Source organism: Curtobacterium sp. VKM Ac-2865, from assembly GCF_015350905.1.
In the GTDB taxonomy this organism is placed as follows: Bacteria; Actinomycetota; Actinomycetes; order Actinomycetales; family Microbacteriaceae; genus Curtobacterium.
On sequence record NZ_JADKRZ010000001.1, the window covers coordinates 770,167 to 791,252 of the forward strand.

Genomic DNA, 21,086 nt, shown 5'->3' on the forward strand with positions numbered 1-21,086 from the left:
ATCCGGTTCAGGGAAGCCGGGGAACGCGGACCGGATCCGTCAGCGCGGCGGCGGGACGATGGTGAAGCGCTCGGGACCAGCCGTCGACCCGTCCTCGAGCACCCGGATGCCGGACTCCACGCACGCCGACACTCCGTCGCGGTGCACACGCTCCGGGCGCGGTCGCCGAGGGACACCGGCGTCCCCGAACACCGCCCACGCGTTCGGAGCAGCGTCGCTCGTGAACCGCGTGCTGTACCGGACCCCGGCGAACCCGGTGGCGTTGAACGCCCGCGCCCATGCCTGAGGCACGCGGTAGTCGACCATCGTCTGCAGCTCTGCCCCGACCCCGTGCCGGACGGCGTCGGGGGCCGTGACGTCGGCGAAGCGACGACCACGGGACGCACGAGCCGCGACGACGACCATCTCGCGCGCACGACCGACGAACACGGTGTTCGTGTGGAGCGTGTGGTGGGCCAGTCGTTCGCGCACGGCGACCTCGACCGAGTCGGCCCAGTAGCAGGTGCCACGCGGGTCGGCCAGGTCGAACCGTCCACCGTCGACGCCGTCAGCGTCCGCGGGGGTGCTCGCGAACCACCAGGCACCGCGGTCGTGGCGCTTCGCCCGGTAGAACGTGGTGCCGCGCGACTCGACGCTCGGGAAGTCCGCGAGGTCGGCCTCCGCCGTCGGGGCCAGCTGCGCGACCTCGGTGCGGCGCTCGGTCACGCGTCGGCCAGCCAGGCGCGCTCGGCCCGGCGCGCCGCACGCAGCACCGGGTCGTGCCGTCCGTCGCGGAGCGCCTGGGCAGCGGTGGTCCCGCCGAACTCGTCGGCGACGGTGTTCAGCCAGAGCGCACTGCCCCACGGGTCGATGCGCTCCGGGTCGAGCAGCGCCAGGACCTCGCGGAGGTGCGGCAGGGGCGCTCCGGACGGACCGAACTGGAACGAGGGGAAGATCCGGCTGCCGTCGCCGATCTTCAGGCCGAGCAGGTCGCCCTTCGCGCTGGCCTTGCTGATCGCCTGCCGCGTGACCCCGCGCCACGCCGCGAGCGAGGACGCGTCGTAGAAGGGGCCGATGAGCTCGTCGGCCTCGTGCTTCACCGACGGCAGCGCCGCGACCATCCGGTCGGCGAGTGCCCCGACGTCGGGCACCGCGGCGAGGGCCTCGTCGTACCGTCCCCCGCGGAGTCGGTCGCGGATCGCCGACAGCAGCGCCGCCTCGGTCGTGCTGGTCCCTGCGTGCTGTGTCGTCGGCATCGTGTCCGCCCTCCTGCAACCGTGTCAACCGATCCTACGACCGCCGTGTCAACCACGTCAACCGCATCAGCGCGATACCATACCCTGGAGGGGTACCGACTCCCGGAGGCGTCATGACCGACCACACGCACGGCTACATCTCGTCGAAGGACGCCTACCTGAAGCGCCTCAAGCGGATCGAGGGCCAGGCGCGGGGCCTGCAGCGCATGGTCGAGGACGAGCAGTACTGCATCGACATCCTCACGCAGGTCTCCGCCATGACGAAGGCGCTGCAGTCCGTCGCCCTCGGCCTGGTCGAGGACCACCTGACCCACTGCGTGGCGGATGCGGTGGCCGACGGCGGCGACCCGAGCGCCAAGGTCAAGGAGGCCTCCGAGGCGATCGCCCGGCTCGTCCGCTCCTGACCGCCCCCGCTCCGTGCGAGGTTCCCCACTCCGTGCGCTGCCATGACCTCGCACCGGGCGACCGTCGCCGCACCGACTGCAGCAACACGCACGGTGCGAGGCCAGTGGGTGGGGGCTAGCGTCGCGAGCGGGGCGCACGCCCCGTCACCGACTCGATGAGGAGCCCCATGAGCGACACCGACGGAGCGCGGTACCGCGCGCTCGAGCCCGACGAGAAGCTGCGCGTCCTGCTCGACGAGGAGCGCGAGCTCGACCACGACGCGTTCGACCACGACGACGCGTGGGCGGTCGGGTCGTGGTTGCGCGCGACCGCGCTCGAACGCGGGCTCGGCATCGGCATCGCGGTGTCGTTCGGCGAGCAGCGGGTGTTCCACGCCGCGACGCCGGGCTCCGGAGCCGTGAACGACGCCTGGCTCGACCGGAAGTTCCGCGTGGTCCGGCACTTCGCGCACTCGACCCTGGCCGTGCGGACGCAGTACGAGGTCGGCGGGAGCACCTTCGACGAGGCCGCCGCCCTCGACCCGCGGCAGTACCAGGCTGCTGGCGGCGGGTTCCCGGTGCTCGTGCGCGGGATGCTCCTCGGCGCGGTCGGGGTCAGCGGGCTGGAGATGCACGACGACCACGCGCTCGTGGTCGAGGCGCTCCGCGCACACCGCGCCGACACGGCCTGAGCAGCCGCAGACGGATGGGCCAGGATGGACGGATGGTCAGCGCCGTCCGCCTCATCCGCTCCGCCACGCTCAGCTCGGTCGCCCAGTACGCCTACGCGGCGACCGCGCCCGCCGAGGCCCGGCTGGTGTTCCTCGCGGGCTCCTGCCCGCTCGACGCCGACGGCCGCACGGTCGCCGTGGGTGATCCCGCGGGACAGGCGGCCGCGTGCATCGCGAACCTCCGGCAGGCCCTCGCGGATGCCGGCGCAGAGCTCACCGACGTGGTGTCGACGCGGGTGCTCGTGGCGTCCTCACGGCAGGCCGACCTGCTCGCCGCGTGGGAGGTCGTCCGCGACGCCTTCGGCGACCACGACGTCCCGAGCACGCTCATGGGCGTCACCGTCCTCGGCTACGACGACCAGCTCGTGGAGATCGAGGCGGTCGCCGCCGTCGTCGACTGACCGCTGTGGGCGCCGTGGTCGCGACCACCTGACGGACGGGAGGCTCGGTGCCGGTCCGGCACCGAGCCTCCAGGCCGACAGCGCGTCAGCGCCGCAGACCGTCAGCGGCGGCGGCCACCGCCGAGCAGGACCGCGACGGCGGCAGCAGCGCCGAGCCAGACGAGCGGGCGCGTGACGCGCCGACGCTTGGCGACCCAGCCACCGTTCGTGGCGTTGCCCGCGTCGGCGGGCTGGTACAGGTTGCCGTCGGTCGGCGCCTGCTTGCCGCGGAGCGCGAAGATCTCGACCATCGGCTTGGTGATCTTGTGGAAGAGCCCGGGGAACACGTACTGCAGCGGCACGAGCGACGCCTGGATCCGGCCGACGAAGCGGTAGCGCTTCGGGTGGACCGCGGCCTGCACGACCGCCTTGCCCGCGCGCTCGACCGAGACCGTCGGCGGCAGCGGGTGCGAGTTCTTGCCGGTGTAGTTGGCGCCGTTCTGGTAGATCGGGGTGTCGATGGTCGAGGGCATCAACGTGGTGAACTCGATGCCGGTGCCGGCGAACTCGTCACCGAGCACGTCCACCAGGCCGAGCGCGGCGTGCTTGCTCGTGACGTACGCCGACTGGTACGGCGCCGAGAGCAGGGACTGGATGCTGCCGACGAGCACGTACGTGCCCCGGCCGCGCTGCTTCCAGTGCGGGAGCAGGTACTTGACGGCGTTGAGGTGGCCGTAGAGGTTCGTGTCGACGACGCGCTTGAAGGCCTCGGTCGGGGTCTGCTCGAACAGGCCGTAGACGAAGAGCGCCGCGTTGCCGACGAAGACGTCGATCCCGCCGTAGCGGCTGGTGACCGTGGCGATGAGGTCCTTGACCTGGTGCTCGTCGGCGACGTCCGTCGGGATGGCGATCGCCTCGGCGCCGAGCTTCCGGCACTCGGCGGCGGCGGCCTCGAGGCTGTCGTGGCTGCGTGCGGCGAGCACGAGCGTCGCACCGCGCCGGGCGAACTCGTGCGCTGCGGCACGGCCGATCCCGCTCGATGCTCCGGTGATGACGACGACCTGTCCGCGGAACCGTTTTCCCATGCGTCCTCGATACGCGCACCCGGCTGACCGTCCTCCCGAGGTCGTGGGACGATGGCGCCATGGCAGGTCGGAACGGCACCAGCGACGGGCTCTCCCTCGAGGAGGCGACCGCGATCGCGGAGCACGCCCGCGAGGGGCGCCTCGACCTCGACGACCCGGAGATCCGCCACCTGGTCGGTGAGGCGAACCGGATGCTCGTCCGGACGCAGATGTGGGGCGAGACGCCGCCCACGCCGCGCCGCCGGTGGAAGCGCCGGGGTCTCGCGATCGGTGCCGCGGCGATCGTCGCCATCTGGGTGATCGGGCTGCTCGGTCCGCTGCTGCTGCACGTCGCCAGCGACTGAGCGGCGAGCACCGCGGTCGGCACGGCCGGCGCGGTCCGGTTCGCGCACGCCGCCGAGGCGGCACCGAGCCGACACAGAGCACTGCGAGCGTTGACTGGTGGGCGTCCGATCCCCACCCACGATCCGCCCGGAGGCCACTGCCATGCCCACCGACCAGTACGAGTTCGGCGACCCCCGCTCCCGCTACCCGAACGTCTCCCCGGAGCCGCAGACCCAGGCCGAGCCGGGCCTCCAGTCCCGGATGACGCCGGTGCCCGACCTCGGCGAGGACAGCTACCGCGGCACCGGCCGGCTCGCCGGCCGCAAGGCGCTCATCACCGGTGCCGACTCCGGCATCGGCGCAGCCGTCGCGATCGCCTACGCCCGCGAGGGCGCCGACGTCGCCCTCGCGTACCTGCCCGACGAGCAGGAGGACGCCGACCAGGTCATCGAGCAGATCCGCGCGGCGGGTCGCACCGCCGTCGCGATCCCCGGCGACCTGCGGGACCGCGCGTACGCCGGACGACTCGTCGAGGAGGCCGTGGCCGGGCTGGGCGGGCTCGACGCCCTGGTCAGCGTGGCCGGCAAGCAGCGCTGGCAGCCCGACCTGCTCGACATCACCGACGAGCAGTTCGAGGAGACCTTCGACGTCAACGTCTTCGCGCTGTTCCGGCTCGTGAAGGCGGCGCTGCCGCACCTGCAGCCCGGCTCGACGATCATCACGACCGCGTCGATGGAGGCCTACCAGCCCGCCCCGGACCGGCTCGACTACGCGGCGACGAAGGGCGCGATCAACAACTTCTCGAAGGGGCTGTCGCAGCTGCTCGTCGAGCGCGGGATCCGCGTGAACGTCGTCGCCCCCGGCCCCACCTGGTCGGTGCTCCAGGTCACCGGTGGCGTCGACCCCGAGTCCCTGCCCGAGTTCGGCAGCAGCGAGTCGCCGATGGGCCGCGCCGGCCAGCCGGCCGAGCTCGCCCCGGCGTACGTGTTCCTGGCGTCGCAGGAGTCGAGCTTCGTCGCCGGCGAGACGCTCAACGTCAACGGGGGCATGGTCACCCCCTGACCTGGCGTCAGCGGCGGTCGCGCTGCTCGAGCCGTGCCGTGTACACCAGGAACGTCGTGTGCCCGAGCAGCGCGATCCCGAAGAACACGAGGGCGACCGCGTAGACGCGGTCCAGGCTGCCGTCACCGGTCACCAGCAGGACGATCAGCGTGACGACGGCGGCCGACAGCACACCGACCTGGACCATCGACCACGTCTTCCGCCACCGGGGCTGCTGCTCCTGAGGGTTCACGGTCACCATCCTGCCCCATGGCGGACGGGAGGCTCGGTGCGAGCCGGCACCGAGCCTCCCGTCCGGTGGGTGGTCGCGACCACCGCCAGCGCGGTCACGACCGCGGCACCCATCAGGGTCGCGCCGTAGCCGACCGCGTCGACGGCCGAGCCGGCGACCGCGCCACCGACGGCCTGTCCGAGCACGAGGACGACGAAGAGCATCGAGGCACCGGCGGGGGCCCGCTCGGCGTCGATCGCGGCGGTCCAGGTGAGCAGAGCGCCCGTCGCGGCGGTGTAGCCCCAGCCGAAGACGGCGCAGGCCACGAGTGCGACCACGACCTGCCCAGGGGCGAGACCGAGGGCGAGGGTGCCGATCGCCACCGCCGTCACCGTGACCGCCCACGCCCGCCGGTGCCCCAGGTCGGCCAGCCACCTCGCGGTCAGCACGACGGCCGCTCCCCCGACGCCGATCGCGATCCACGCCACGATCGAGGTGGTCCGGTCGGCCCCGGCTGCTACGAGGGCCGCGCGGCCGGCGTTCCAGACGGCGGCGGAGCCGGCGCCGAGCAGGCCCGCGGCGACGAGCGGGGTGGTGTGGCGGCGGAACCAGGGTCGGGTCGGGCGGTGGGGCGTGGTGTCGGTGTCGTGCTCGGTCGTGTCGGTGTCGGTGTCGGTGTCGTGGGTGTCGGTGTCGGCGTTCGCGTCGAGCAGCAGGACGGCTGCACCGGCGAGGACCGCGCTGCCCGCAGCGACGAGCCACGCCGCGCGCCAGTCCGGCAGCACCACGAGGGCGACGAGCCCCGCGGCCACCAGCCCCGGCCCGGTGCCCGAGTTCACGATCGTCTGCGCCCGGGAGACCCCCGCCTGCGCGACGTTCCGCATCACCACCTGGACGAGCGCCGGCGAGGCGAGACCGGCGCCCGCGCTGCCGAGCACGGCGGCGGCGCCGAACACCCCGGCGTCCGGCGCCAGCGCCATCCCGACGGAGCCGACGGCCGCGGTGAGCGTGGCGGCGACGACGAGCGCGCGCGGGTGCCGTGCCGCCTGGACGAAGCCGACGACCGCGCCGACGCAGTACAGCAGCGATGCCCCGGACGCGATGCCACCCGCGGTGCTGGCACTCAGCCCGAGGTCCGCCTGCACGTCGGGCAGCACCAGGCCGTACGCCAGGCGGACGAGCCCGTAGGTCACGGCGATCAGCGCGGTGCCGACGACGACGAGGGCGGTCGGGTGCATCCCGTTCGAAAACGATCGTTTCACTTTTCGGAGTCTAGGGTGCTGGCATGGCGATGCGTGCAGGAACCGAGCGGAAGCTGCTCGACGCCGCCGAGGAGCTCTTCTTCGCGCGCGGCATCGCGGCGACCTCGGTGGACGCCGTCCTGGAGCGCGCCGGGGTGTCCTCGGCGACGCTCTACCGCGGCTGGCCGAGCAAGGAGGCCCTGGTGGCCGCGACGCTCACCCGGCGGCAGCAGGACTGGGAGGACACCTGGACCCGCGCGGTCGAAGCGGCGACGGCACCCCGCGACCGGGTCCTCGCCGTGTTCGACGCGCTGGACGCCTTCCGGACGCGGTCGGACGCCTCACGCTGGTGCGCGTTCCTCGGGACGGCGTCGGAGTACGCGGACGCACCCGCGGAGATCCGTGCCGTGCTCGACGTCGAGTCGGACGTGCTGCGGTCACGACTGACGGCGATGGCGGTGGACGTCGTCGGCGCTGCCGCCGCGCCGGCCGTCGGCGAACAGCTCGCGCTCGTCGTGTCCGGCTCGCTCGCGATGCGGCTGCGCGACCCCGGGTACGACACCACCGTGGCGCGCGCGGTGGCCGGCACGGTGCTGGACGCAGCGGGGCGCTGAGCGCCGGGTCGCGGCCGACGCGGCTGTCGCGGTGACGGCCGTGCGGTCGTTCGGGGTCGGTCGGCGGGGTCAGGGGTGGCGGGTGCCCTCGCCCGCCAGGACCGCGCGGTACCCCTCGCGGTACGTCGGGTACGCGAACGTGAACCCGGTCGAGCGGAGCAGCGCGTTCGACAGCCGCTTCTCGCCGCCGCCCGCACGCCGGTCCGCGTCGCCCTCGGTCCGCACCGGGGGCTCGGGCAGCCCGAGCTCCGTCGCGAGGAACCGCAGCACGGCGTCCAGCCGCACGGGTTCGTCGTCGGTGCCGAGCACCACGGGCGGCACGGTGTCGAGCGCGGCGAGGTGCACGAGCGCCGCAGCGGCGTCGTCCCGGTGGATGCGGTTCGTCAGCATCGACCCGTCGGGCGTCGGCGCGAGGCGGGCTGCGCCACTCCGGACCTGGTCGACGAGCCGCTCGCGGCCGGGTCCGTAGATGCCCGAGAGGCGCACGAGGACGGCCTCGGGTGCGCGTTCGCGGAGCAGCGCCTCGGCCTCGAGGAGCACGTCCGCCGTGGGCGTGCCGCCGCGCGCCGGGGTGTCCTCGGTCACGGTCGCGCCGTCCTCGACGTCGTACACGGCCGTCGACGACACGACGAGGACCCGCGGTGCGACACCGGCCGCGGCGATGCCGTCCAGCACGTTCCGCAGTCCGTCGACGTAGGTCGCGCGGTACTCCTCGACCTGCCGACTGCCCGCGGCGAGCGCCACGACGACGACCTCGGCGTCCTGGTCGATCGTCGGCACGTCCTGTCGCAGGTCCACGGACCGTCCCTCGATGGGGTCCGGGACGAGCTCGGCGCAGCGTCGGAGTCCGACGACGCGGTGGCCGGCCGCTGCGAACCGGAGTCCTGCCTCGATGCCGAGGTCGCCGCACCCGGCGATGATCACACTCACCCCCACGACACTACGGGCCGTGCCCGAACGGGGTGCGGCCGAGCGTCGGGGCGTCGCCGTATGATCCTGAGCATCCCCTCGTCAACGGAGACGGAGCCCGGCATGCCCGAGACCACCACCATCCCCAGGAGCCGTGCCACGGCGTCCGTCGCCGCGATCCTCGCCGAGTCGGCGGCACGGTACCCGGACGACGTCGCCGTCGTGGTCGGCGACCAGCGGACCACCTACGCCGAGCTCTGGTCCCAGACGCTCGCCTACGCCGGTGCGCTCCGTGCCCGCGGTGTCACGGCGGGCGCCCGCGTCGCGATGCTCGTGCCGAACGTGGCCGACTTCCCCCGCGTCTACTACGCCACCCTCGCGCTCGGTGCGGTCGCGGTCCCCGTCCACGCGCTCCTGAAGCGCCGTGAGATCGAGTACGTGCTCCGCGACAGCGCGGCGACCCTCCTGGTGTGCGCCGCCCCGCTGCTCGGCGAGGGCGCTGCCGGTGCCGCGTTGGCCGGGGTCGACGTCGTCACCGTGCTCGCCCCCGCCGCGTCGGCTGACGGTGACGACGCCCCGGACCGCCTGGAGGCCCTGGCCGCCTCGAGCGAGCCCCTCACCACGTACGTCCCGCGGGACCCGTTCGACACCGCGACGATCCTCTACACGAGCGGCACCACCGGCCAGCCGAAGGGCGCGGAGGGATCGCACTTCGCCCTGCTGGAGCAGGTGAACACGAACCTGCTCACCACGTTCGACATGCACCACGGCGACGTGCTCCTCGGGGCGCTCCCGCTGTTCCACACGTTCGGGCAGACCTGCACGATGAACACCGGGTTCCGCGCCGGCGCGACGATCGTGATGCTGCCGAAGTTCGACGGCGACTCGGCCCTCGCCGCGATGGTCGAGCACCGGTGCGGGATCTTCATGGGCGTGCCGACGATGTACATGGCGCTGCTCGACGCGGCGACCCGGAGCGAGGACCGCCCGGCGCTCCGCTACGCGATCTCCGGTGGCGCGTCGCTGCCGCTCGCCGTGCTCGAGCGCTTCCAGCAGGTGTACGGCGCCCCGGTGCACGAGGGCTACGGACTGACCGAGACCTCCCCCGTCGCGACGTTCAACCACGTCGGCACACCACCGAGGCCGGGCACCATCGGCACCCCGGTCTGGGGCGTCGACGTCGAGATCGCGGACGCGGCGACCACCGACCGCACCGTGCTGCTGCCCCGCGGCGAGGTCGGCGAACTCGTCATCCGCGGCCACAACCTGATGAACGGGTACCTCGACCGGCCCGAGGACACAGCGGCGGCGATCGTCGACGGCTGGTTCCGGACGGGTGACCTCGGCACGAAGGACGCCGACGGCTACCTGACGATCGTCGACCGGACGAAGGACATGATCATCCGGAACGGCTACAACGTGTACCCGCGGCAGGTGGAGGAGGTCCTCGCGACCCACCCCGACGTCACCATGGCCGCGGTCTTCGGCGTCCCGCACGAGGTGCACGGGCAGGAGATCGAGGCCGCCGTGGTGCTGCGGGCGGACGCGACCGTGACGCCGGAGGACCTGGTCGCCTTCGTGTCGGCGGAGATCGCGGCGTACAAGTTCCCCCGCGTCGTGCACGTCCTGGACGCCCTCCCGCTCGGGCCGAGCGGCAAGGTCCTGAAACGCACCCTCGTCGAGCAGTTCAGCGGACAGGCGGAGCCGGCCACGGCCTCCTGACCGGGGTCAGCGCGCCGTCCAGCCGCCGTCGATCGGCAGGGCCGTCCCGGTGACGAGCGAGGCGCCCGCGCCGGCCAGGAAGGTGACCGCCGCCGCGACCTCGCGGGGCTGGCCGATGCGGTGCAGCGCGGCGATGCGCTCGACGGTGTCCGCGCGGAACGCCTCGTCGGCGAGCGCGGTCTCGGTCCCCTCGGTCTCCACGAACGTCGGTGCGACGGCGTTCACCCGGATGCCGTACTGGCCCCACTCGACGGCGAGGCACTTGGTCATGTGGATCACGGCCGCCTTGCTCAGGCAGTAGGACGACTCCCCCGGCAACGCGACGAGGCCGGCCTGGGACGCGATGTTCACGATCGAGCCGCCGCCGGAGGACCGCATGTGCTTCGCGACGTGCTGCGAGACGAAGAACGTCGACTTGGTGTTGAGTTCCCACACCGTGTCGAAGTGCTCCTCGGTGACGTCGAGGGCGTCCTCCACGATCCCGCCGCCGGCGTTGTTCACGAGCACGTCGATCGTCCCGAGCTCAGCGACCACCCTGTCGATCGCCGACCGGCACGCGGCGAGGTCGGTGACGTCCATCGCCACCACGGCCACGCGGCGACCCGTGGCCCGGATGGTGTCGGCGAGTTCGGCGGCGGCGTCGGGGTCCCGCACGCCGAGGGCGACGTCGGCGCCGTGCTCGGCGAGGTCGAGTGCGATCGCGCGGCCGATCCCGCGTGAGGCGGCGGTGACGAGGGCGACGGAGCCGTCGAGGGTCAGGGGCTGCATGGGTGTCCTCAGGGGTCGTGGGACGCTCAGTCTGCACCGCCGCGGCCAGGTGGGAGCAGTCGTCAGCGCGCTTGAGCGGCGTCGAGCCGCTCGTTCGCTCCCCGCCACGACGGCGGCAGGTCGGCCCCGAGGGCGACCCAGTCCACGAACCGGCTGGCCTGCATCAGCGGACGGGTGTCCGTGGCGAGCGATGCGTGGAGCGGGCCGCGCACGAAGGCCTCGAGCGAGGGCCGGTCGCGCCAGGCCGTGAGGGTGGAGAGCGTCCCCCGCACCGGCGACACCGCGAACTGGTGGCCGGCGAGTCCTGGCGTGGTCGGGAGGGACTGCCAGAGTCCCTGCGTCGCAGCCATGATGCCGAGCAGCCGTCGCCGGGACTGGACGGTGAAGCGGGTGGCCATCACGACGTACTCGTGTCCGGCGTCGAGGTCGAGCACGCTCGTCCAGGGAGAGCCAGGCATCAATCCGCACTACGAGCGGTGCCGGTGCCGGTGCTGCCGGTCATGGCCTCGGACGCAGCCCACAGGTCGGCCTGGAGGGTCGCGTCCTGCGCCCGGGCGGAGGCCGTGATCACCTGTGCCCCACCGCGCATGTGGAACAGGTGCTCCGGACCGGTGAACGAGCCTCCTGGCAGGTCACCCGTGATCGCGAGCAGCACGGGCAGGGCGCCCTGGTCCGGCCCCTGGCCGATGACCGGCAGCAGGACGTCCCACAGGCCGGCACGCGTGCCGGCCGGGCGGTCGTAGATGGGCGTCACGACGATCCCGGGGTGTGCGGCGAGGGCCCGCACGGGCGAGCCGGCCTGACGGAGACGGCGGTCGAGCTCGAGGGTGAAGGCGAGGTTGGCCAGCTTCGAGTCCGCGTACGCCCGACCACCCGCGTACGGGCGGCTCTGCCAGTTCAGGTCCGCCAGGTCCAGCCGGCCCATCCGCTCCGCCTGGGAGGACACGGTCACCACGCGCGAGGTGATCCGGGGCAGGAGCAGGGTCGTCAGGAGGAAGTGCCCGAGGTGGTTCGTGCCGAACTGCATCTCGAACCCGTCGCGCGTGCGACCGAGCGTCGACGCGGACACCCCGGCGTTGTTCACCAGGACGTCGATCTGCTCGGTCGTCTCGTCGGCGAAGCGACGGACGGAGGCGAGGTCCGCCAGGTCGAGGGCCCGCACGACGTGGGTGCCGGCCGCCCCGGGGAGCTCGGCCGCGACGCGCCGGCCCTTGTCGGTGTCGCGGACGGCGAGGACCACCCGGGCGCCCCTGGCAGCGACGGCGACCGCCGTGGACCGGCCGATCCCGCTGGTGGCGCCGGTGATGAGGATGGTGCGGCCGGCCAGGTCGGCGGTGGGAGTCGAGTTCGTCATGTCGCAAATGTAGACGGCGCACACATTGTTGTCAACGTCTACATTGCGGTACGATCGGTCCATGTCCACTCCGTACCACCACGGCTCGCTGCGGGAGGTCCTCATCGCCGAGGGCCGCCAGCTGCTCATGGAGGAGGGAGCCCAGGCCGTCACGATCCGCGGGCTCGCCAAGCGCGCCGGGGTCAGCCACAGCGCACCGCTCCGGCACTTCCCGGACCGGGACGCGCTCCTCGACGCCATCGCCGCTGAGGGCTTCGACGAGCTCACGGCCGCGCTCGGCACCGCCGACCGCCACGAGGACCTGCACGCCCGCCTCAGCGACTACGCGCACGCCCACGTCCGCTTCGCCTTCGAGAACGGGCGTCTCATGGAGCTGATGTTCGCGGGCGCTCCCCGCGCGGTCGACTCGCCAGCGGCTCAGGCGGCGACCCGGTTCTTCGCCCAGGGCGCCGCGATGCTCGGCGAGCAGGGCCAGGGTCGTCCGGGCCCCCTGCCGTACCTGGTCGCCGGCATGTTCGAGGGCATCAGCTCGTTGGCCAGCACCGGCCGACTCGCGCCGGACCAGGTGGACGAGGTGACCGACGCCGCGGTGGCCCTGCTGCTCCCCGCCGTCGCGGGACAGCTCGACCAGCGCTGAGGACGCTCGCCGACCCACACACGGTCGCCACCATGGCCGGGAGGCCCGGGTCGGTCCCGAACTCCGCCGTCGCCACCCCCAAGCGGGCGCGCTGGCACGAGAGTCGGGGACGGCCACCAGCGCCGGCGGTCCTCTACGGTGAGCAGTGTGGACATCGGACGAGCAATCCTCGGGGCGAGCGCAGTCGGAGCCGTGGCGTTGGCGGTCGGCTTCGGTGTCGTGGTCGCGCCGGGGAGCACGCTCTCGACCGATGCCAGGGGTGATGGTGGTGGCGTCTGCGGCACCTACCCGGCCGGGGCGACGTCGGCCGCAGCATGGTTCGCGACCTCGTTCCGGAACGACACCTGGCACGGCATCCGGGTGCGTGACGTCCGAGCGGTGGAGCTGCACCACCTGGCGCTCTCGCACCTGTCCATCGCCACGAAGCCGACCATGGACAGCCCCGGGCTCGTGATCACCGACGAACCGGACATGCCCCGCCAGTTCGGCCGCACCGTGCCGATCGACAGCGGCGTCGTGGTGCCGGCACACGGCGAGCTCGTCGTCGTCGGCCGTGTCGTGCTGGACGACGGAGCAGACGCCGGTCGACTCCACGGTCTGGTCGTGACCACCGCCGGGCCGCTCGGCACGACCCGCTCGGTCACCGATCCGGAGTCGTTCGGCGTGGGCATCGGGGAAGGCCACGACCAGTCCGACATCGGGTGCTTCGGCGCCTGACAGCCAGGCGCGGCGTCACGCCGTGGACTGCGGTCCGTCTACGCTGGGTCGACTGCCGAGTCCCCGCGGGCTCATCGACGAGAGGCAACATCTCCCACCATGCCAGCCCCCCAGCACGCGCTCGACCTGAAGACTCCCCCCGCGCTGAAGCGTGGCGCACTGCGGGTCACACCGCTCGGCGGCCTCGGCGACGTCGGGCGGAACATGACCCTCTTCGAGCACCGCGGGAAGCTGCTCATCGTGGACTGCGGCGTGCTGTTCCCCGAGGAGACCCAGCCGGGCATCGACGTCATCCTCCCGGACTTCACCGCGATCCGGGACCGCCTCGACCAGGTGGACGGCATCGTCCTCACCCACGGCCACGAGGACCACATCGGCGGTGTCCCGTACCTGTTGAAGGAGCGCCCCGACATCCCCGTGATCGGGTCGAAGCTGACGCTGGCGTTCATCACCGCGAAGCTCCAGGAGCACGGGATCACCCCGAAGACGCACGAGGTCGCCGCGGGTGACCGGCACGCAGCCGGTCCGTTCGACCTCGAGTTCGTCGCGGTCAACCACTCGATCCCGGACGGCCTCGCCGTCGCCATCCGCACGAGTGCCGGCACCGTGCTGCACACCGGCGACTTCAAGATGGACCAGTTCCCGCTCGACCACCGGCTGACGGACCTCAACGGGTTCGCCCGGCTCGGTGACGAGGGCGTGGACCTGTTCCTCGTCGACTCGACGAACGCCGAGGTGCCGGGCTTCACCACGGCCGAACAGGACATCGCACCGGCGATCGACCGGGTGTTCCGCGAGGCCCCGAAGCGCATCGTCGTCTCCAGCTTCGCCAGCCACGTGCACCGCATCCAGCAGGTCCTCGACGCCGCCCAGCGGCACGGACGCAAGGTCGCCTTCGTCGGGCGGTCGATGGTGCGCAACATGGGCATCGCCGCCGACCTCGGGTACCTGCACATCCCGGACGGCCTCGTCGTCGACCTGAAGCGGCTCGGGAAGCTCCCCGACCACAAGAGCGTCCTCATCTGCACCGGCTCACAGGGCGAGCCGATGGCCGCGCTGTCCCGGATGGCTCGTCGCGAGCACATCATCACGGTCGGTGAGGGCGACACGATCCTGCTGGCGAGTTCCCTGATCCCGGGCAACGAGAACGCCATCTACGGCGTCATCAACGGGCTCATCCGCTGGGGCGCGACCGTCGTGCACAAGGGCAACGCGAAGGTGCACGTCTCCGGACACGCCAGCGCCGGGGAGCTCGTCTACTGCTACAACCTGGTCAAGCCGAAGAACGTGCTGCCGGTGCACGGCGAGTGGCGGCACCTCGTCGCCAACGCCGAGCTCGCCGTGCGGACCGGCGTCCCGGAGGACCGGGTCCTCGTCGTCGAGGACGGCGTCGTGGTGGACCTCGACCGAGGCAGGGCGCGCATCGTCGGTCGCATCCCCGCCCCGTACGTGTTCGTCGACGGGACCACCATCGGGGTCGCGACCGAGTCCGCGCTGAAGGACCGTCTCGCCCTGGCGGAGGAAGGGCACATCACCGTCCTCGGCATCTTCGACGAGGGCACGCAGAAGCTCGTCGACCCGGTCGAGTTCCTGCCGAAGGGCTTCGTCGAGGAAGCCGGGTGGATGCAGCACGCCGAACAGGTCGCTTCGAAGGCCCTCGCCGAGGCAGCCGGGCGAGGCCACATCGACGGCTCCGCGGCCGAGCGGGCGATCGCGGAGGGGCTCGAGCGCTGGTTCCTCCGCCGGCACCGCCGCACCCCGGTGATCACCGCCGTCGTCGTCGACGCCGACTGAGTCACCCGGCGACCGAGGCCTGTTCCCTCGCGGGATCGTGGCCTCGGTCGCGGGCGAGCAGCCCGACGAGGGGCAGCAGGACGCGTGACTGGAGCACGCGCATCGCCAGGGCGTTCGCGTGGATGCCCCAGCGGTGCTGCGGCGCGACCATGGCCACGCGTCCCGGCAGCAGTCGCTGCGCTGCAGCAGCCCGGGGGCGCATGGCGGCCTCGTAGGTCTCGAGTGCTGCGTCCACCCGAGCGCTGGACGCGTCCTCGTGCACGGCATGCTGCCGGAGGGCCCCGGCCAGTTCTGCTGCTCCGCGGAGACCGAGTGCGGTCCCGAGGCCGCTGAGTGGACTGGCGCACCACGCGGCGTCACCGATGAGCACCACGCGTCCGTCGGACCAGCTGTCGGGGACGTGGATCTGGTCGTAGGTGTCGAGTGCGAAGTCCGGCGCGGTGCGTGCTGCGTCGAGGAACTCGGCAGTGCGCCACCCGGTGGTCGCGAACACGGTGTCGAGGAGCGCGAGCTGTTCGTCCCTGTCGCGCGGGACCGAGGATGCCGCGAACGTCAACCCCACCTGCTGCTGGCCGTCGTGCCCGGGTCGAGCGGTCACACCGCGACGCCCCGGCTCGTTGTAGGACAGCGCCCACCCGTGCAGCGGTGCCGTTCCGGGACGCTCCTCGAAGGTGAACCAGGCGTGCGCGAGACCGAGGGGCTTCCGGTAGCGGGACTCCGGCCCGAACCGCAGCGCTCGCGTCCGGGAATGGGTGCCGTCCGCTCCGACGACCAGGTCGAACACTCCGACCTGCCCGGACCGGAACCGCACCTCGACCCCGTCGACGGTGTCCGTCAGCGCGTCCACCGTGTCCGAGAACCGGTGCACGACACCGGCGGCACGGGCTTCGTCGTGCAGGAGCGCTGCCAGGTCGGCCCGCAGGAGTTCCTCGTGCGAGATGAACCCGTGCCCGCCGAACGCCTCGACCGGCATCTCGGCCATCCGTGTGCCGTCGGCGCGGATCCACGCGATGCCACGTTGCGGGATCAGTCGTCCGAGCGCCGCGTCGATGATCCCGAGGTCGACGAGGACCTGCCGCGAGTCGCCCCGCAGGTCGACGGTCTGCCCGCCGGTCCGGAGCTCGGAGGCGATCTCGACCACGGTGACCTGCCATCCGTCCCTGGCGAGACAGAGCGCCAGGGTGTCGCCGGCGATGCCGGCTCCGACGATGAGCGCGTGCGTCATGAGGATGCTCCGTTCCTGCAACTGGTGTTGCGTTAGTAGCTGGAGCATACCTAATGCAGTCAAATGTGCAATAGGCTGGCCGCATGCCAGAAGTCGCCGGTTCCCTCCGTCCGGGTGGACGGACCGCTCGCACCCGGGAAGCCGTGCTGAACGCGGTCCGCGAGACCCTCGCCGACCCGGCAGCGGAACTCACCGTGCCCGCGGTCGCGCACCGCGCGGGCGTGCACGCCACCACGGTCTACCGGCGGTGGCAGACCATCGAGTCGCTCCTGCTCGACGTCGTGGTCAGCGACGTCCGGCAGGCCTCCCCGATCCCGGCGACGGGCGACCTCCGCGCCGACCTCACGAGGTACGTCGACCAGCTCCTCACGAGTCTGCGTGGCCCGCATGCGCTCGGGTTGCTCCGCGCCCTGCTGGCTGCGTCACGGACAGCGCCGGACCTCCAGGCGGTGACCGAGCTCGTCCAGCCGCGCGTCGACGACTTCCAGTCGATGCTCGACGCCGCCGACGTCACCGCGATCGACGGCATGGGGTGCATCGAGCTCGTGATCGCACCCGCGTACCTCTGGGCACAGCTCGGCGCCCCGCTCGACCCGGCGAAGGACACGGACCGCCTGGTGGACACCGTGCTCCGGATCGCCCGGGTCTGACGCCGCACCGCACCCGCGTCGTCCCCACTACGCTCGGCCGGATGCAGCTGATCACCGATCCCGCCCGGTCCGCCTGGTTGCTCCCGCGCATGGCAGCCTTCGGGACCGTCGGCGGGACGGCCGGTTCCGGCTTCGAGGCGTACGTCCGCCTGCTGCACCCCCTGACCGCGGACCGGGTCGACCCGTCGACCGCCGACGAACACGGGGAACCGCTGGTGCTCGAGTCGAGCGTGTGGCGGTGGTCCGACGTGGCAGCCAGGACCGGACGGACGGTGCACCCCGACGTGGCGTGGAGCGCGGTGAGCGGACGCGACGACGAGACCGAGCTGCTCTTCGACGACGGGTGGCGCGTCGGCTGCCGGAGGAGGGGTGGTTCGACCCGACGCAGCTCGCAGCGCTGACGGAGCACCTCACGGTCGCGACGACCACCCCGCTCGACGTGGTGGCGGCCGTCTGGGACGGCTGGGGTGACCTGAACGGCAGCTCGACGTTGGCGGTCGGATGGCAGGGCGGTTCGCCCGATGCCGCCGAGCGGGCGGAACTCCGCGAGTACGGGGAACGCATGGCAGCGGAGCACCGAGCGCAGCAGGAGGCCCTCCGCGCGTCCTTGGCCGGGCCACGACTCCACCTGCCGCATCGTGCGTACATCGTGCTGGGGATGACCCTGCCGGCGTTGGCAGACCCCTCGTGGATGGACGACGCCCGCGTGGGGACGTACCTCGAGGTCGGGCACACCCCGCAGCTGCTGTGGCCGGAGGGCCACACCTGGGTCGTCGCGACCGAGATCGACACCGACTCGACCATCGTCGCCGGGTCGCGCCAGCTGATCGTGGACGTGCTCGCCGACGGACGGTTCGAGGCGTTCGAGGTGGCACCAGACAGCACCCTCGCCTGACGGACCGCAGTCGACCGGTGCGAACTGGCGGATGATTGCTCCGTGAACCGCACCGATCGTCTCTACGGCCTCGTCGAGGAGTTGCGAGCGACGTCACCTCGTCCGCGGAGCGCTCGTCGTCTCGCGGAGCGGTTCGAGGTGTCGGTGCGGACCATCGAGCGGGACCTCGCCGCCCTGCAGCAGTCGGGCCTGCCGATCTGGGTGGAACCCGGCCGCACGGGCGGGTACGTCATCGACGCGGCTGCGACCCTCGGCCCGGCGGGCTTCACGCTCGACGAGGCCCTCGCGGTGCTGATCGGGCTCGGCACGCTCCGGCACAGCCCCTTCCGGCACGCCGCTCACACCGCCGGCAGGAAGCTGCTCGCGGTGATGCCGGACGCGGACGCCGCACGGGCCAGTGCGCTCGCTTCCCGCGTGCACTTCCTGGAGCCCGAGGACCAGACGGTGCTGCCCGCCGAGTTCGCGGCGGCCCTCCGCTCGGACCGCGTCGTGCGGCTCCGCTACCAGGACGGCACCGGCGCAGAGTCCGTCCGCGACGTCGAACCGCTGGGATCGATCAGCAAGGACGGGCAGTGGTACCTCGTCGCGTGGTGCCGACTCCGTGACGGCGTCCGGGCGTTCCGTGCGGACCGGATGCGCTCGATCGAGGTCACCGACGAGCGGCCGGCGCAGCGCACCGTGCGGCCTGAGGACCTCGCGATCCAGTACGGACGGTTGCGCTCAGTCGCCGACGACTGAACCGGTCCCAGCGGATCGCGGGAACACCGACACCACGGTGTCGCGACGACCGGCGACGGTGGTGGTCCGACGTCACCGACCACCGGAGGAACCCCATGTCGTTCGCATCCATCCGCATCATCACCGACGACCTCGACGGCCTCGTCGCCTTCTACGAGCAGGTCACCGGCCAGCAGGCCGAGCGCCCGTCACCCGTCTTCGCGCAGTTCGGCGGACCGGGCGCGGTCCTCGCCATCGCCAGCTCCGCGACGGTCGCGATGCTCGGCGGCGCGCTGCGGCCCGCGACGAACCGCTCGGTCGTCATCGAGTTCGAGGTGGCCGACGTCGACGGCGACTTCGCCAGGCTCCGGCCCGAGCCCGGGGACGTCGTCCTCGAACCGACCACGATGCCGTGGGGCAACCGCTCCGCGCTCCTCAGGGACCCGGACGGCAACGTCGTCAACCTGTTCAGCAGGCCCTCCTCCTGATCTCAGGAACCATCTACCTACCGGCCGGTTGACGGCGTGGGCACGCGGCCGTACAGTCGCGGCATGCCCGGATCACCGCAGTGGCCTGGCTGCGCGATCAACCGCGCACGTCCGATCTGCTCGAGACTGCGGTCCTGGGCTGGGTGCGGTCGTTCTCCGGCGACAAGCTGCGCGGCATCAGGTTCATGACTGCCAACCCGCTCCTGCTCCGCGGACTGGCTGACTCCGGTGGCGACCGGATCGGGACAGCGCTGAACGCACTCGTGGACGCGCTGACGGACTTGGTGCCGGAGCACGACGACGAGGACGTGATGGTCCTGCGGATGGCGCTCCTGAGCATCAACGCCGCCGTCGCTGCCGCTGCCGGACGAGGTGCGTCCGACGCCACGATCATCGCCGCAGCAGAGCGCGCAGCATCAGCGCTGCTCGGCTCGATCGGCGCGAGGTCATGACCGCGCTCCTGGTCGTGCAGGTCGTCCTCGCCGGTCTGCTCGCTGGCGAGGAGTTCGTCGTGCGGTGGGGAGTCCAGCCCGCGATCGCGTCGCTGCCGGACACTGCGCACCTCGCCACCCGCGTGGCTCTGGTCAAGCGGCTCAAGGTGGTGGTGCCGATCCTGATGCTCCCCACTGTCGCGGCCTCGATCGCGGTCCTCGTCGCCGCGGGCACCGCCGACGGCTTCGCCATCCGCGTCGCTGGCGCCGTGGCGCTGCTGACGTTCCTCCTGGCCTCGTTCCTCGGTACCGTGCCGATCAACATCCGCGTGGACGGCTGGGACCCCGAGCACCCACCGGCGGACTGGCGCACCGTCGTCACCCGGTGGGAGCGCATCGACGTGCTCCGTTCGACCGCCGCCGGCATCGCGTTCGTGCTGTTCGCAGTCGCGCTCGTCGTACAGAGCTGATGACGACGCGGGCGGTCAGGTGGTATCCGTGGCGGGACCGGGTCGCGGTCGCGGGACCACCGCTACCGAACGGCTGTCCTGCCATCGGGTCGTGACGGATCCGGTTCGCAGATCCCGAGTCTCGCGAACCGGATCCGTCACGGCCGAATTCGAACGTGGCGTCTGCCTCGCCCTGGGCCGAAGGACGCCGGATCGTGGGACCGCCGGACCGCCGGACCGCCGGACCGCCAGACCGCCAGACCGTTCCCGACGCGGCCGGACGTCCCGGTACGATCATCGTGGGGGCAGGTGGTCTGCCAGGGACGGGGAACACCATGTCAGACGTCATCGCGAGGACAGCACACGAGAAGCGCGTCCGGTTGAAGGTGCGGATCCAGCTCGTCGCGCTCGTCGGAGCGCTCATCGGGCTGGTGGCGTTCGGCATCGACACGACGGCTCATCTGAACAGCGCGGTCCTGGGCGGCATAGGTCTCGCAGGCCTCGGCGTCGCGATCATCGCGTACGTCTGGTCACGCGTCTACGGCCTGGTCATCGCCGCCAGGTACTCGGGCCCGCCGAAGCTGCGGTGACCGCCACGGGGCTCACCCGTACGCAGCACTCAGCATCGCCGAGGTCCGGATGATCATGATCCCACCGGGCAGGATCACGCACAGGGCGATCCCGGTCGTCAGCGCGCCGAGCAGCAGTGCCGCGCTCCCCGGGAGCTGCCGGGTGCGGCGGTAGTCCAGGATCCCCCAGACGAGCGCCCACACGGGCATCACGAGACCGAGGACGAGCGCGGCGACGCCGTACCCGGCGAAGTCCCCGGGATCGCTGCCGGGAGTGCCGTAGTGGGCGAGGAGTCCGCCGATGCCGTACGGCACGAGGGACACCACCAGCGCCACCGGCGCCAGGACCGCCAGCGTGACCGATGTCGCCCGCGATCGATGGACCGCTGGGACTCCCTGTGGTGTCTCACTCATGCCGCTCCCCCGATGCCGCTCGCCACTCCGTCGCCCACGCTACCGTCGCCAGGCACGCTGGGGCACCGGGCTCGGCGTTGC

The 21,086-nt window shown here is 72.3% G+C and carries 29 protein-coding genes; 18 read left to right on the forward strand and 11 right to left on the reverse strand.

What is annotated here, in order from left to right:
- Positions 1-39: 39 nt before the first annotated feature.
- Both ITJ54_RS03665 and ITJ54_RS03670 read right to left on the reverse strand, forming a co-directional pair.
- Entirely contained in the window at positions 40-705 is a 666-nt protein-coding gene (locus tag ITJ54_RS03665; protein WP_194625920.1) for an RES family NAD+ phosphorylase, read from the reverse strand.
- The gene (locus ITJ54_RS03670; protein ID WP_194625921.1) at positions 702-1,235 is read right to left on the reverse strand and encodes a hypothetical protein; all 534 of its coding nucleotides are present in this window, start codon (positions 1,233-1,235) and stop codon (positions 702-704) included. Before ITJ54_RS03670 ends, ITJ54_RS03665 begins: the two co-directional genes overlap by 4 nt.
- A 113-nt stretch (positions 1,236-1,348) precedes the next feature.
- Between ITJ54_RS03670 and ITJ54_RS03675 the strand changes: the two genes are divergently transcribed.
- The 3 genes from ITJ54_RS03675 (at position 1,349) to ITJ54_RS03685 (ending at position 2,750) form a co-directional block, all read left to right on the forward strand.
- On the forward strand, positions 1,349-1,639 hold the full coding sequence (locus ITJ54_RS03675) for a metal-sensitive transcriptional regulator (RefSeq protein ID WP_071275827.1): 291 nt from the start codon (positions 1,349-1,351) through the stop codon (positions 1,637-1,639).
- A 167-nt stretch (positions 1,640-1,806) separates the two neighbouring features.
- Positions 1,807-2,310 (forward strand): heme-degrading domain-containing protein, encoded by a 504-nt coding sequence (locus tag ITJ54_RS03680; protein ID WP_194625922.1) that lies wholly within the window; start codon positions 1,807-1,809, stop codon positions 2,308-2,310.
- Between the two features lie 32 nt (positions 2,311-2,342).
- Positions 2,343-2,750: a RidA family protein gene (locus ITJ54_RS03685; RefSeq protein ID WP_194625923.1), complete on the forward strand. Its 408-nt coding sequence runs from the start codon at positions 2,343-2,345 to the stop codon at positions 2,748-2,750.
- 101 nt (positions 2,751-2,851) lie between these two features.
- On the opposite strand, the gene ITJ54_RS03690 is transcribed toward ITJ54_RS03685, so the two are convergent.
- Positions 2,852-3,814, reverse strand: coding sequence for an SDR family NAD(P)-dependent oxidoreductase (locus ITJ54_RS03690; protein WP_194625924.1), 963 nt, complete (start codon positions 3,812-3,814; stop codon positions 2,852-2,854).
- A 59-nt stretch (positions 3,815-3,873) separates the two neighbouring features.
- On the opposite strand from ITJ54_RS03690, the gene ITJ54_RS03695 reads away from it, so the two are divergent.
- Positions 3,874-4,158, forward strand: a complete 285-nt coding sequence (locus tag ITJ54_RS03695; protein ID WP_194625925.1) for a hypothetical protein — start codon at positions 3,874-3,876, stop codon at positions 4,156-4,158.
- 142 nt (positions 4,159-4,300) lie between these two features.
- Complete coding sequence (locus ITJ54_RS03700; protein WP_194625926.1) at positions 4,301-5,200, forward strand: SDR family oxidoreductase; 900 nt, start codon at positions 4,301-4,303, stop codon at positions 5,198-5,200.
- 7 nt (positions 5,201-5,207) lie between these two features.
- Here ITJ54_RS03700 and ITJ54_RS03705 read toward each other — a convergent pair whose 3' ends face one another.
- Positions 5,208-5,432, reverse strand: coding sequence for a hypothetical protein (locus tag ITJ54_RS03705; protein WP_194625927.1), 225 nt, complete (start codon positions 5,430-5,432; stop codon positions 5,208-5,210).
- Positions 5,433-5,434: 2 nt separating this feature from the next.
- Positions 5,435-6,673 (reverse strand): MFS transporter, encoded by a 1,239-nt coding sequence (locus tag ITJ54_RS03710; protein ID WP_194625928.1) that lies wholly within the window; start codon positions 6,671-6,673, stop codon positions 5,435-5,437.
- Between the two features lie 23 nt (positions 6,674-6,696).
- On the opposite strand from ITJ54_RS03710, the gene ITJ54_RS03715 reads away from it, so the two are divergent.
- Positions 6,697-7,266 carry a TetR/AcrR family transcriptional regulator gene (locus ITJ54_RS03715; protein ID WP_194625929.1) on the forward strand — a complete coding sequence of 190 codons (570 nt, stop codon included), beginning with the start codon at positions 6,697-6,699 and terminating at the stop codon, positions 7,264-7,266.
- A gap of 69 nt (positions 7,267-7,335) precedes the next feature.
- Here the strand turns inward: ITJ54_RS03715 and ITJ54_RS03720 are convergent, their stop codons facing one another.
- Complete coding sequence (locus tag ITJ54_RS03720) at positions 7,336-8,196, reverse strand: SDR family NAD(P)-dependent oxidoreductase (RefSeq protein WP_194625930.1); 861 nt, start codon at positions 8,194-8,196, stop codon at positions 7,336-7,338.
- 102 nt (positions 8,197-8,298) lie between these two features.
- On the opposite strand from ITJ54_RS03720, the gene ITJ54_RS03725 reads away from it, so the two are divergent.
- Positions 8,299-9,897, forward strand: a complete 1,599-nt coding sequence (locus ITJ54_RS03725; RefSeq protein ID WP_194625931.1) for a long-chain-fatty-acid--CoA ligase — start codon at positions 8,299-8,301, stop codon at positions 9,895-9,897.
- 6 nt (positions 9,898-9,903) lie between these two features.
- Here ITJ54_RS03725 and ITJ54_RS03730 read toward each other — a convergent pair whose 3' ends face one another.
- The 3 genes from ITJ54_RS03730 to ITJ54_RS03740 all read right to left on the reverse strand — a co-directional run bounded on the left by ITJ54_RS03730 (position 9,904) and on the right by ITJ54_RS03740 (position 12,019).
- Positions 9,904-10,665, reverse strand: a complete 762-nt coding sequence (locus ITJ54_RS03730; protein WP_194625932.1) for an SDR family NAD(P)-dependent oxidoreductase — start codon at positions 10,663-10,665, stop codon at positions 9,904-9,906.
- Positions 10,666-10,727: 62 nt separating this feature from the next.
- Positions 10,728-11,123: a hypothetical protein gene (locus ITJ54_RS03735; protein WP_194625933.1), complete on the reverse strand. Its 396-nt coding sequence runs from the start codon at positions 11,121-11,123 to the stop codon at positions 10,728-10,730.
- Positions 11,123-12,019, reverse strand: coding sequence for an oxidoreductase (locus ITJ54_RS03740; RefSeq protein WP_194625934.1), 897 nt, complete (start codon positions 12,017-12,019; stop codon positions 11,123-11,125). Before ITJ54_RS03740 ends, ITJ54_RS03735 begins: the two co-directional genes overlap by 1 nt.
- Before the next feature lie 61 nt (positions 12,020-12,080).
- On the opposite strand from ITJ54_RS03740, the gene ITJ54_RS03745 reads away from it, so the two are divergent.
- The 3 genes from ITJ54_RS03745 (at position 12,081) to ITJ54_RS03755 (ending at position 15,167) form a co-directional block, all read left to right on the forward strand.
- On the forward strand, positions 12,081-12,656 hold the full coding sequence (locus ITJ54_RS03745) for a TetR/AcrR family transcriptional regulator (RefSeq protein ID WP_194625935.1): 576 nt from the start codon (positions 12,081-12,083) through the stop codon (positions 12,654-12,656).
- A 147-nt stretch (positions 12,657-12,803) separates the two neighbouring features.
- Positions 12,804-13,373, forward strand: a complete 570-nt coding sequence (locus ITJ54_RS03750; RefSeq protein WP_194625936.1) for a hypothetical protein — start codon at positions 12,804-12,806, stop codon at positions 13,371-13,373.
- Between the two features lie 99 nt (positions 13,374-13,472).
- The gene (locus ITJ54_RS03755) at positions 13,473-15,167 is read left to right on the forward strand and encodes a ribonuclease J (RefSeq protein WP_194625937.1); all 1,695 of its coding nucleotides are present in this window, start codon (positions 13,473-13,475) and stop codon (positions 15,165-15,167) included.
- A 1-nt stretch (position 15,168) separates the two neighbouring features.
- Here ITJ54_RS03755 and ITJ54_RS03760 read toward each other — a convergent pair whose 3' ends face one another.
- Entirely contained in the window at positions 15,169-16,392 is a 1,224-nt protein-coding gene (locus tag ITJ54_RS03760) for an FAD-dependent monooxygenase (protein WP_194625938.1), read from the reverse strand.
- A gap of 83 nt (positions 16,393-16,475) precedes the next feature.
- Between ITJ54_RS03760 and ITJ54_RS03765 the strand changes: the two genes are divergently transcribed.
- The 8 genes from ITJ54_RS03765 (at position 16,476) to ITJ54_RS03800 (ending at position 20,612) form a co-directional block, all read left to right on the forward strand.
- Positions 16,476-17,042, forward strand: a complete 567-nt coding sequence (locus ITJ54_RS03765) for a TetR/AcrR family transcriptional regulator (RefSeq protein WP_194625939.1) — start codon at positions 16,476-16,478, stop codon at positions 17,040-17,042.
- Between the two features lie 41 nt (positions 17,043-17,083).
- Positions 17,084-17,443, forward strand: coding sequence for a hypothetical protein (locus tag ITJ54_RS03770; protein ID WP_194625940.1), 360 nt, complete (start codon positions 17,084-17,086; stop codon positions 17,441-17,443).
- On the forward strand, positions 17,386-17,937 hold the full coding sequence (locus tag ITJ54_RS03775) for a hypothetical protein (RefSeq protein WP_194625941.1): 552 nt from the start codon (positions 17,386-17,388) through the stop codon (positions 17,935-17,937). Before ITJ54_RS03770 ends, ITJ54_RS03775 begins: the two co-directional genes overlap by 58 nt.
- A gap of 42 nt (positions 17,938-17,979) precedes the next feature.
- Complete coding sequence (locus ITJ54_RS03780) at positions 17,980-18,675, forward strand: helix-turn-helix transcriptional regulator (RefSeq protein WP_194625942.1); 696 nt, start codon at positions 17,980-17,982, stop codon at positions 18,673-18,675.
- A gap of 95 nt (positions 18,676-18,770) precedes the next feature.
- Positions 18,771-19,142, forward strand: coding sequence for a VOC family protein (locus tag ITJ54_RS03785; protein WP_194625943.1), 372 nt, complete (start codon positions 18,771-18,773; stop codon positions 19,140-19,142).
- Positions 19,143-19,327: 185 nt separating this feature from the next.
- On the forward strand, positions 19,328-19,594 hold the full coding sequence (locus ITJ54_RS03790) for a hypothetical protein (protein WP_194625944.1): 267 nt from the start codon (positions 19,328-19,330) through the stop codon (positions 19,592-19,594).
- The gene (locus ITJ54_RS03795; protein WP_194625945.1) at positions 19,591-20,043 is read left to right on the forward strand and encodes a DUF1772 domain-containing protein; all 453 of its coding nucleotides are present in this window, start codon (positions 19,591-19,593) and stop codon (positions 20,041-20,043) included. The genes ITJ54_RS03790 and ITJ54_RS03795 overlap by 4 nt, the downstream gene beginning before the upstream one ends.
- Before the next feature lie 314 nt (positions 20,044-20,357).
- Positions 20,358-20,612: a hypothetical protein gene (locus ITJ54_RS03800; RefSeq protein ID WP_194625946.1), complete on the forward strand. Its 255-nt coding sequence runs from the start codon at positions 20,358-20,360 to the stop codon at positions 20,610-20,612.
- A 12-nt stretch (positions 20,613-20,624) separates the two neighbouring features.
- Here the strand turns inward: ITJ54_RS03800 and ITJ54_RS03805 are convergent, their stop codons facing one another.
- Positions 20,625-21,005 (reverse strand): hypothetical protein, encoded by a 381-nt coding sequence (locus tag ITJ54_RS03805; protein ID WP_194625947.1) that lies wholly within the window; start codon positions 21,003-21,005, stop codon positions 20,625-20,627.
- Between the last annotated feature and the right edge of the window lie 81 nt (positions 21,006-21,086).

Excerpts from the sequence above, each read along its gene's own strand:
- ITJ54_RS03670 (WP_194625921.1), bottom strand. The coding sequence starts at position 1,235 with ATGCCGACGACACAGCACGCAGGGACCAGCACGACCGAGGCGGCGCTG.
- ITJ54_RS03680 (WP_194625922.1), top strand. The coding sequence starts at position 1,807 with ATGAGCGACACCGACGGAGCGCGGTACCGCGCGCTCGAGCCCGACGAG.
- ITJ54_RS03690 (WP_194625924.1), bottom strand. The coding sequence starts at position 3,814 with ATGGGAAAACGGTTCCGCGGACAGGTCGTCGTCATCACCGGAGCATCG.
- ITJ54_RS03785 (WP_194625943.1), top strand. The coding sequence starts at position 18,771 with ATGTCGTTCGCATCCATCCGCATCATCACCGACGACCTCGACGGCCTC.
- ITJ54_RS03700 (WP_194625926.1), top strand. The coding sequence starts at position 4,301 with ATGCCCACCGACCAGTACGAGTTCGGCGACCCCCGCTCCCGCTACCCG.
- ITJ54_RS03790 (WP_194625944.1), top strand. The coding sequence starts at position 19,328 with ATGACTGCCAACCCGCTCCTGCTCCGCGGACTGGCTGACTCCGGTGGC.
- ITJ54_RS03675 (WP_071275827.1), top strand. The coding sequence starts at position 1,349 with ATGACCGACCACACGCACGGCTACATCTCGTCGAAGGACGCCTACCTG.
- ITJ54_RS03695 (WP_194625925.1), top strand. The coding sequence starts at position 3,874 with ATGGCAGGTCGGAACGGCACCAGCGACGGGCTCTCCCTCGAGGAGGCG.
- ITJ54_RS03765 (WP_194625939.1), top strand. The coding sequence starts at position 16,476 with ATGCCAGAAGTCGCCGGTTCCCTCCGTCCGGGTGGACGGACCGCTCGC.
- ITJ54_RS03730 (WP_194625932.1), bottom strand. The coding sequence starts at position 10,665 with ATGCAGCCCCTGACCCTCGACGGCTCCGTCGCCCTCGTCACCGCCGCC.
- ITJ54_RS03805 (WP_194625947.1), bottom strand. The coding sequence starts at position 21,005 with ATGAGTGAGACACCACAGGGAGTCCCAGCGGTCCATCGATCGCGGGCG.
- ITJ54_RS03795 (WP_194625945.1), top strand. The coding sequence starts at position 19,591 with ATGACCGCGCTCCTGGTCGTGCAGGTCGTCCTCGCCGGTCTGCTCGCT.
- ITJ54_RS03800 (WP_194625946.1), top strand. The coding sequence starts at position 20,358 with ATGTCAGACGTCATCGCGAGGACAGCACACGAGAAGCGCGTCCGGTTG.
- ITJ54_RS03685 (WP_194625923.1), top strand. The coding sequence starts at position 2,343 with ATGGTCAGCGCCGTCCGCCTCATCCGCTCCGCCACGCTCAGCTCGGTC.
- ITJ54_RS03745 (WP_194625935.1), top strand. The coding sequence starts at position 12,081 with ATGTCCACTCCGTACCACCACGGCTCGCTGCGGGAGGTCCTCATCGCC.
- ITJ54_RS03760 (WP_194625938.1), bottom strand. The coding sequence starts at position 16,392 with ATGACGCACGCGCTCATCGTCGGAGCCGGCATCGCCGGCGACACCCTG.
- ITJ54_RS03755 (WP_194625937.1), top strand. The coding sequence starts at position 13,473 with ATGCCAGCCCCCCAGCACGCGCTCGACCTGAAGACTCCCCCCGCGCTG.
- ITJ54_RS03740 (WP_194625934.1), bottom strand. The coding sequence starts at position 12,019 with ATGACGAACTCGACTCCCACCGCCGACCTGGCCGGCCGCACCATCCTC.
- ITJ54_RS03725 (WP_194625931.1), top strand. The coding sequence starts at position 8,299 with ATGCCCGAGACCACCACCATCCCCAGGAGCCGTGCCACGGCGTCCGTC.
- ITJ54_RS03770 (WP_194625940.1), top strand. The coding sequence starts at position 17,084 with ATGCAGCTGATCACCGATCCCGCCCGGTCCGCCTGGTTGCTCCCGCGC.
- ITJ54_RS03735 (WP_194625933.1), bottom strand. The coding sequence starts at position 11,123 with ATGCCTGGCTCTCCCTGGACGAGCGTGCTCGACCTCGACGCCGGACAC.
- ITJ54_RS03715 (WP_194625929.1), top strand. The coding sequence starts at position 6,697 with ATGGCGATGCGTGCAGGAACCGAGCGGAAGCTGCTCGACGCCGCCGAG.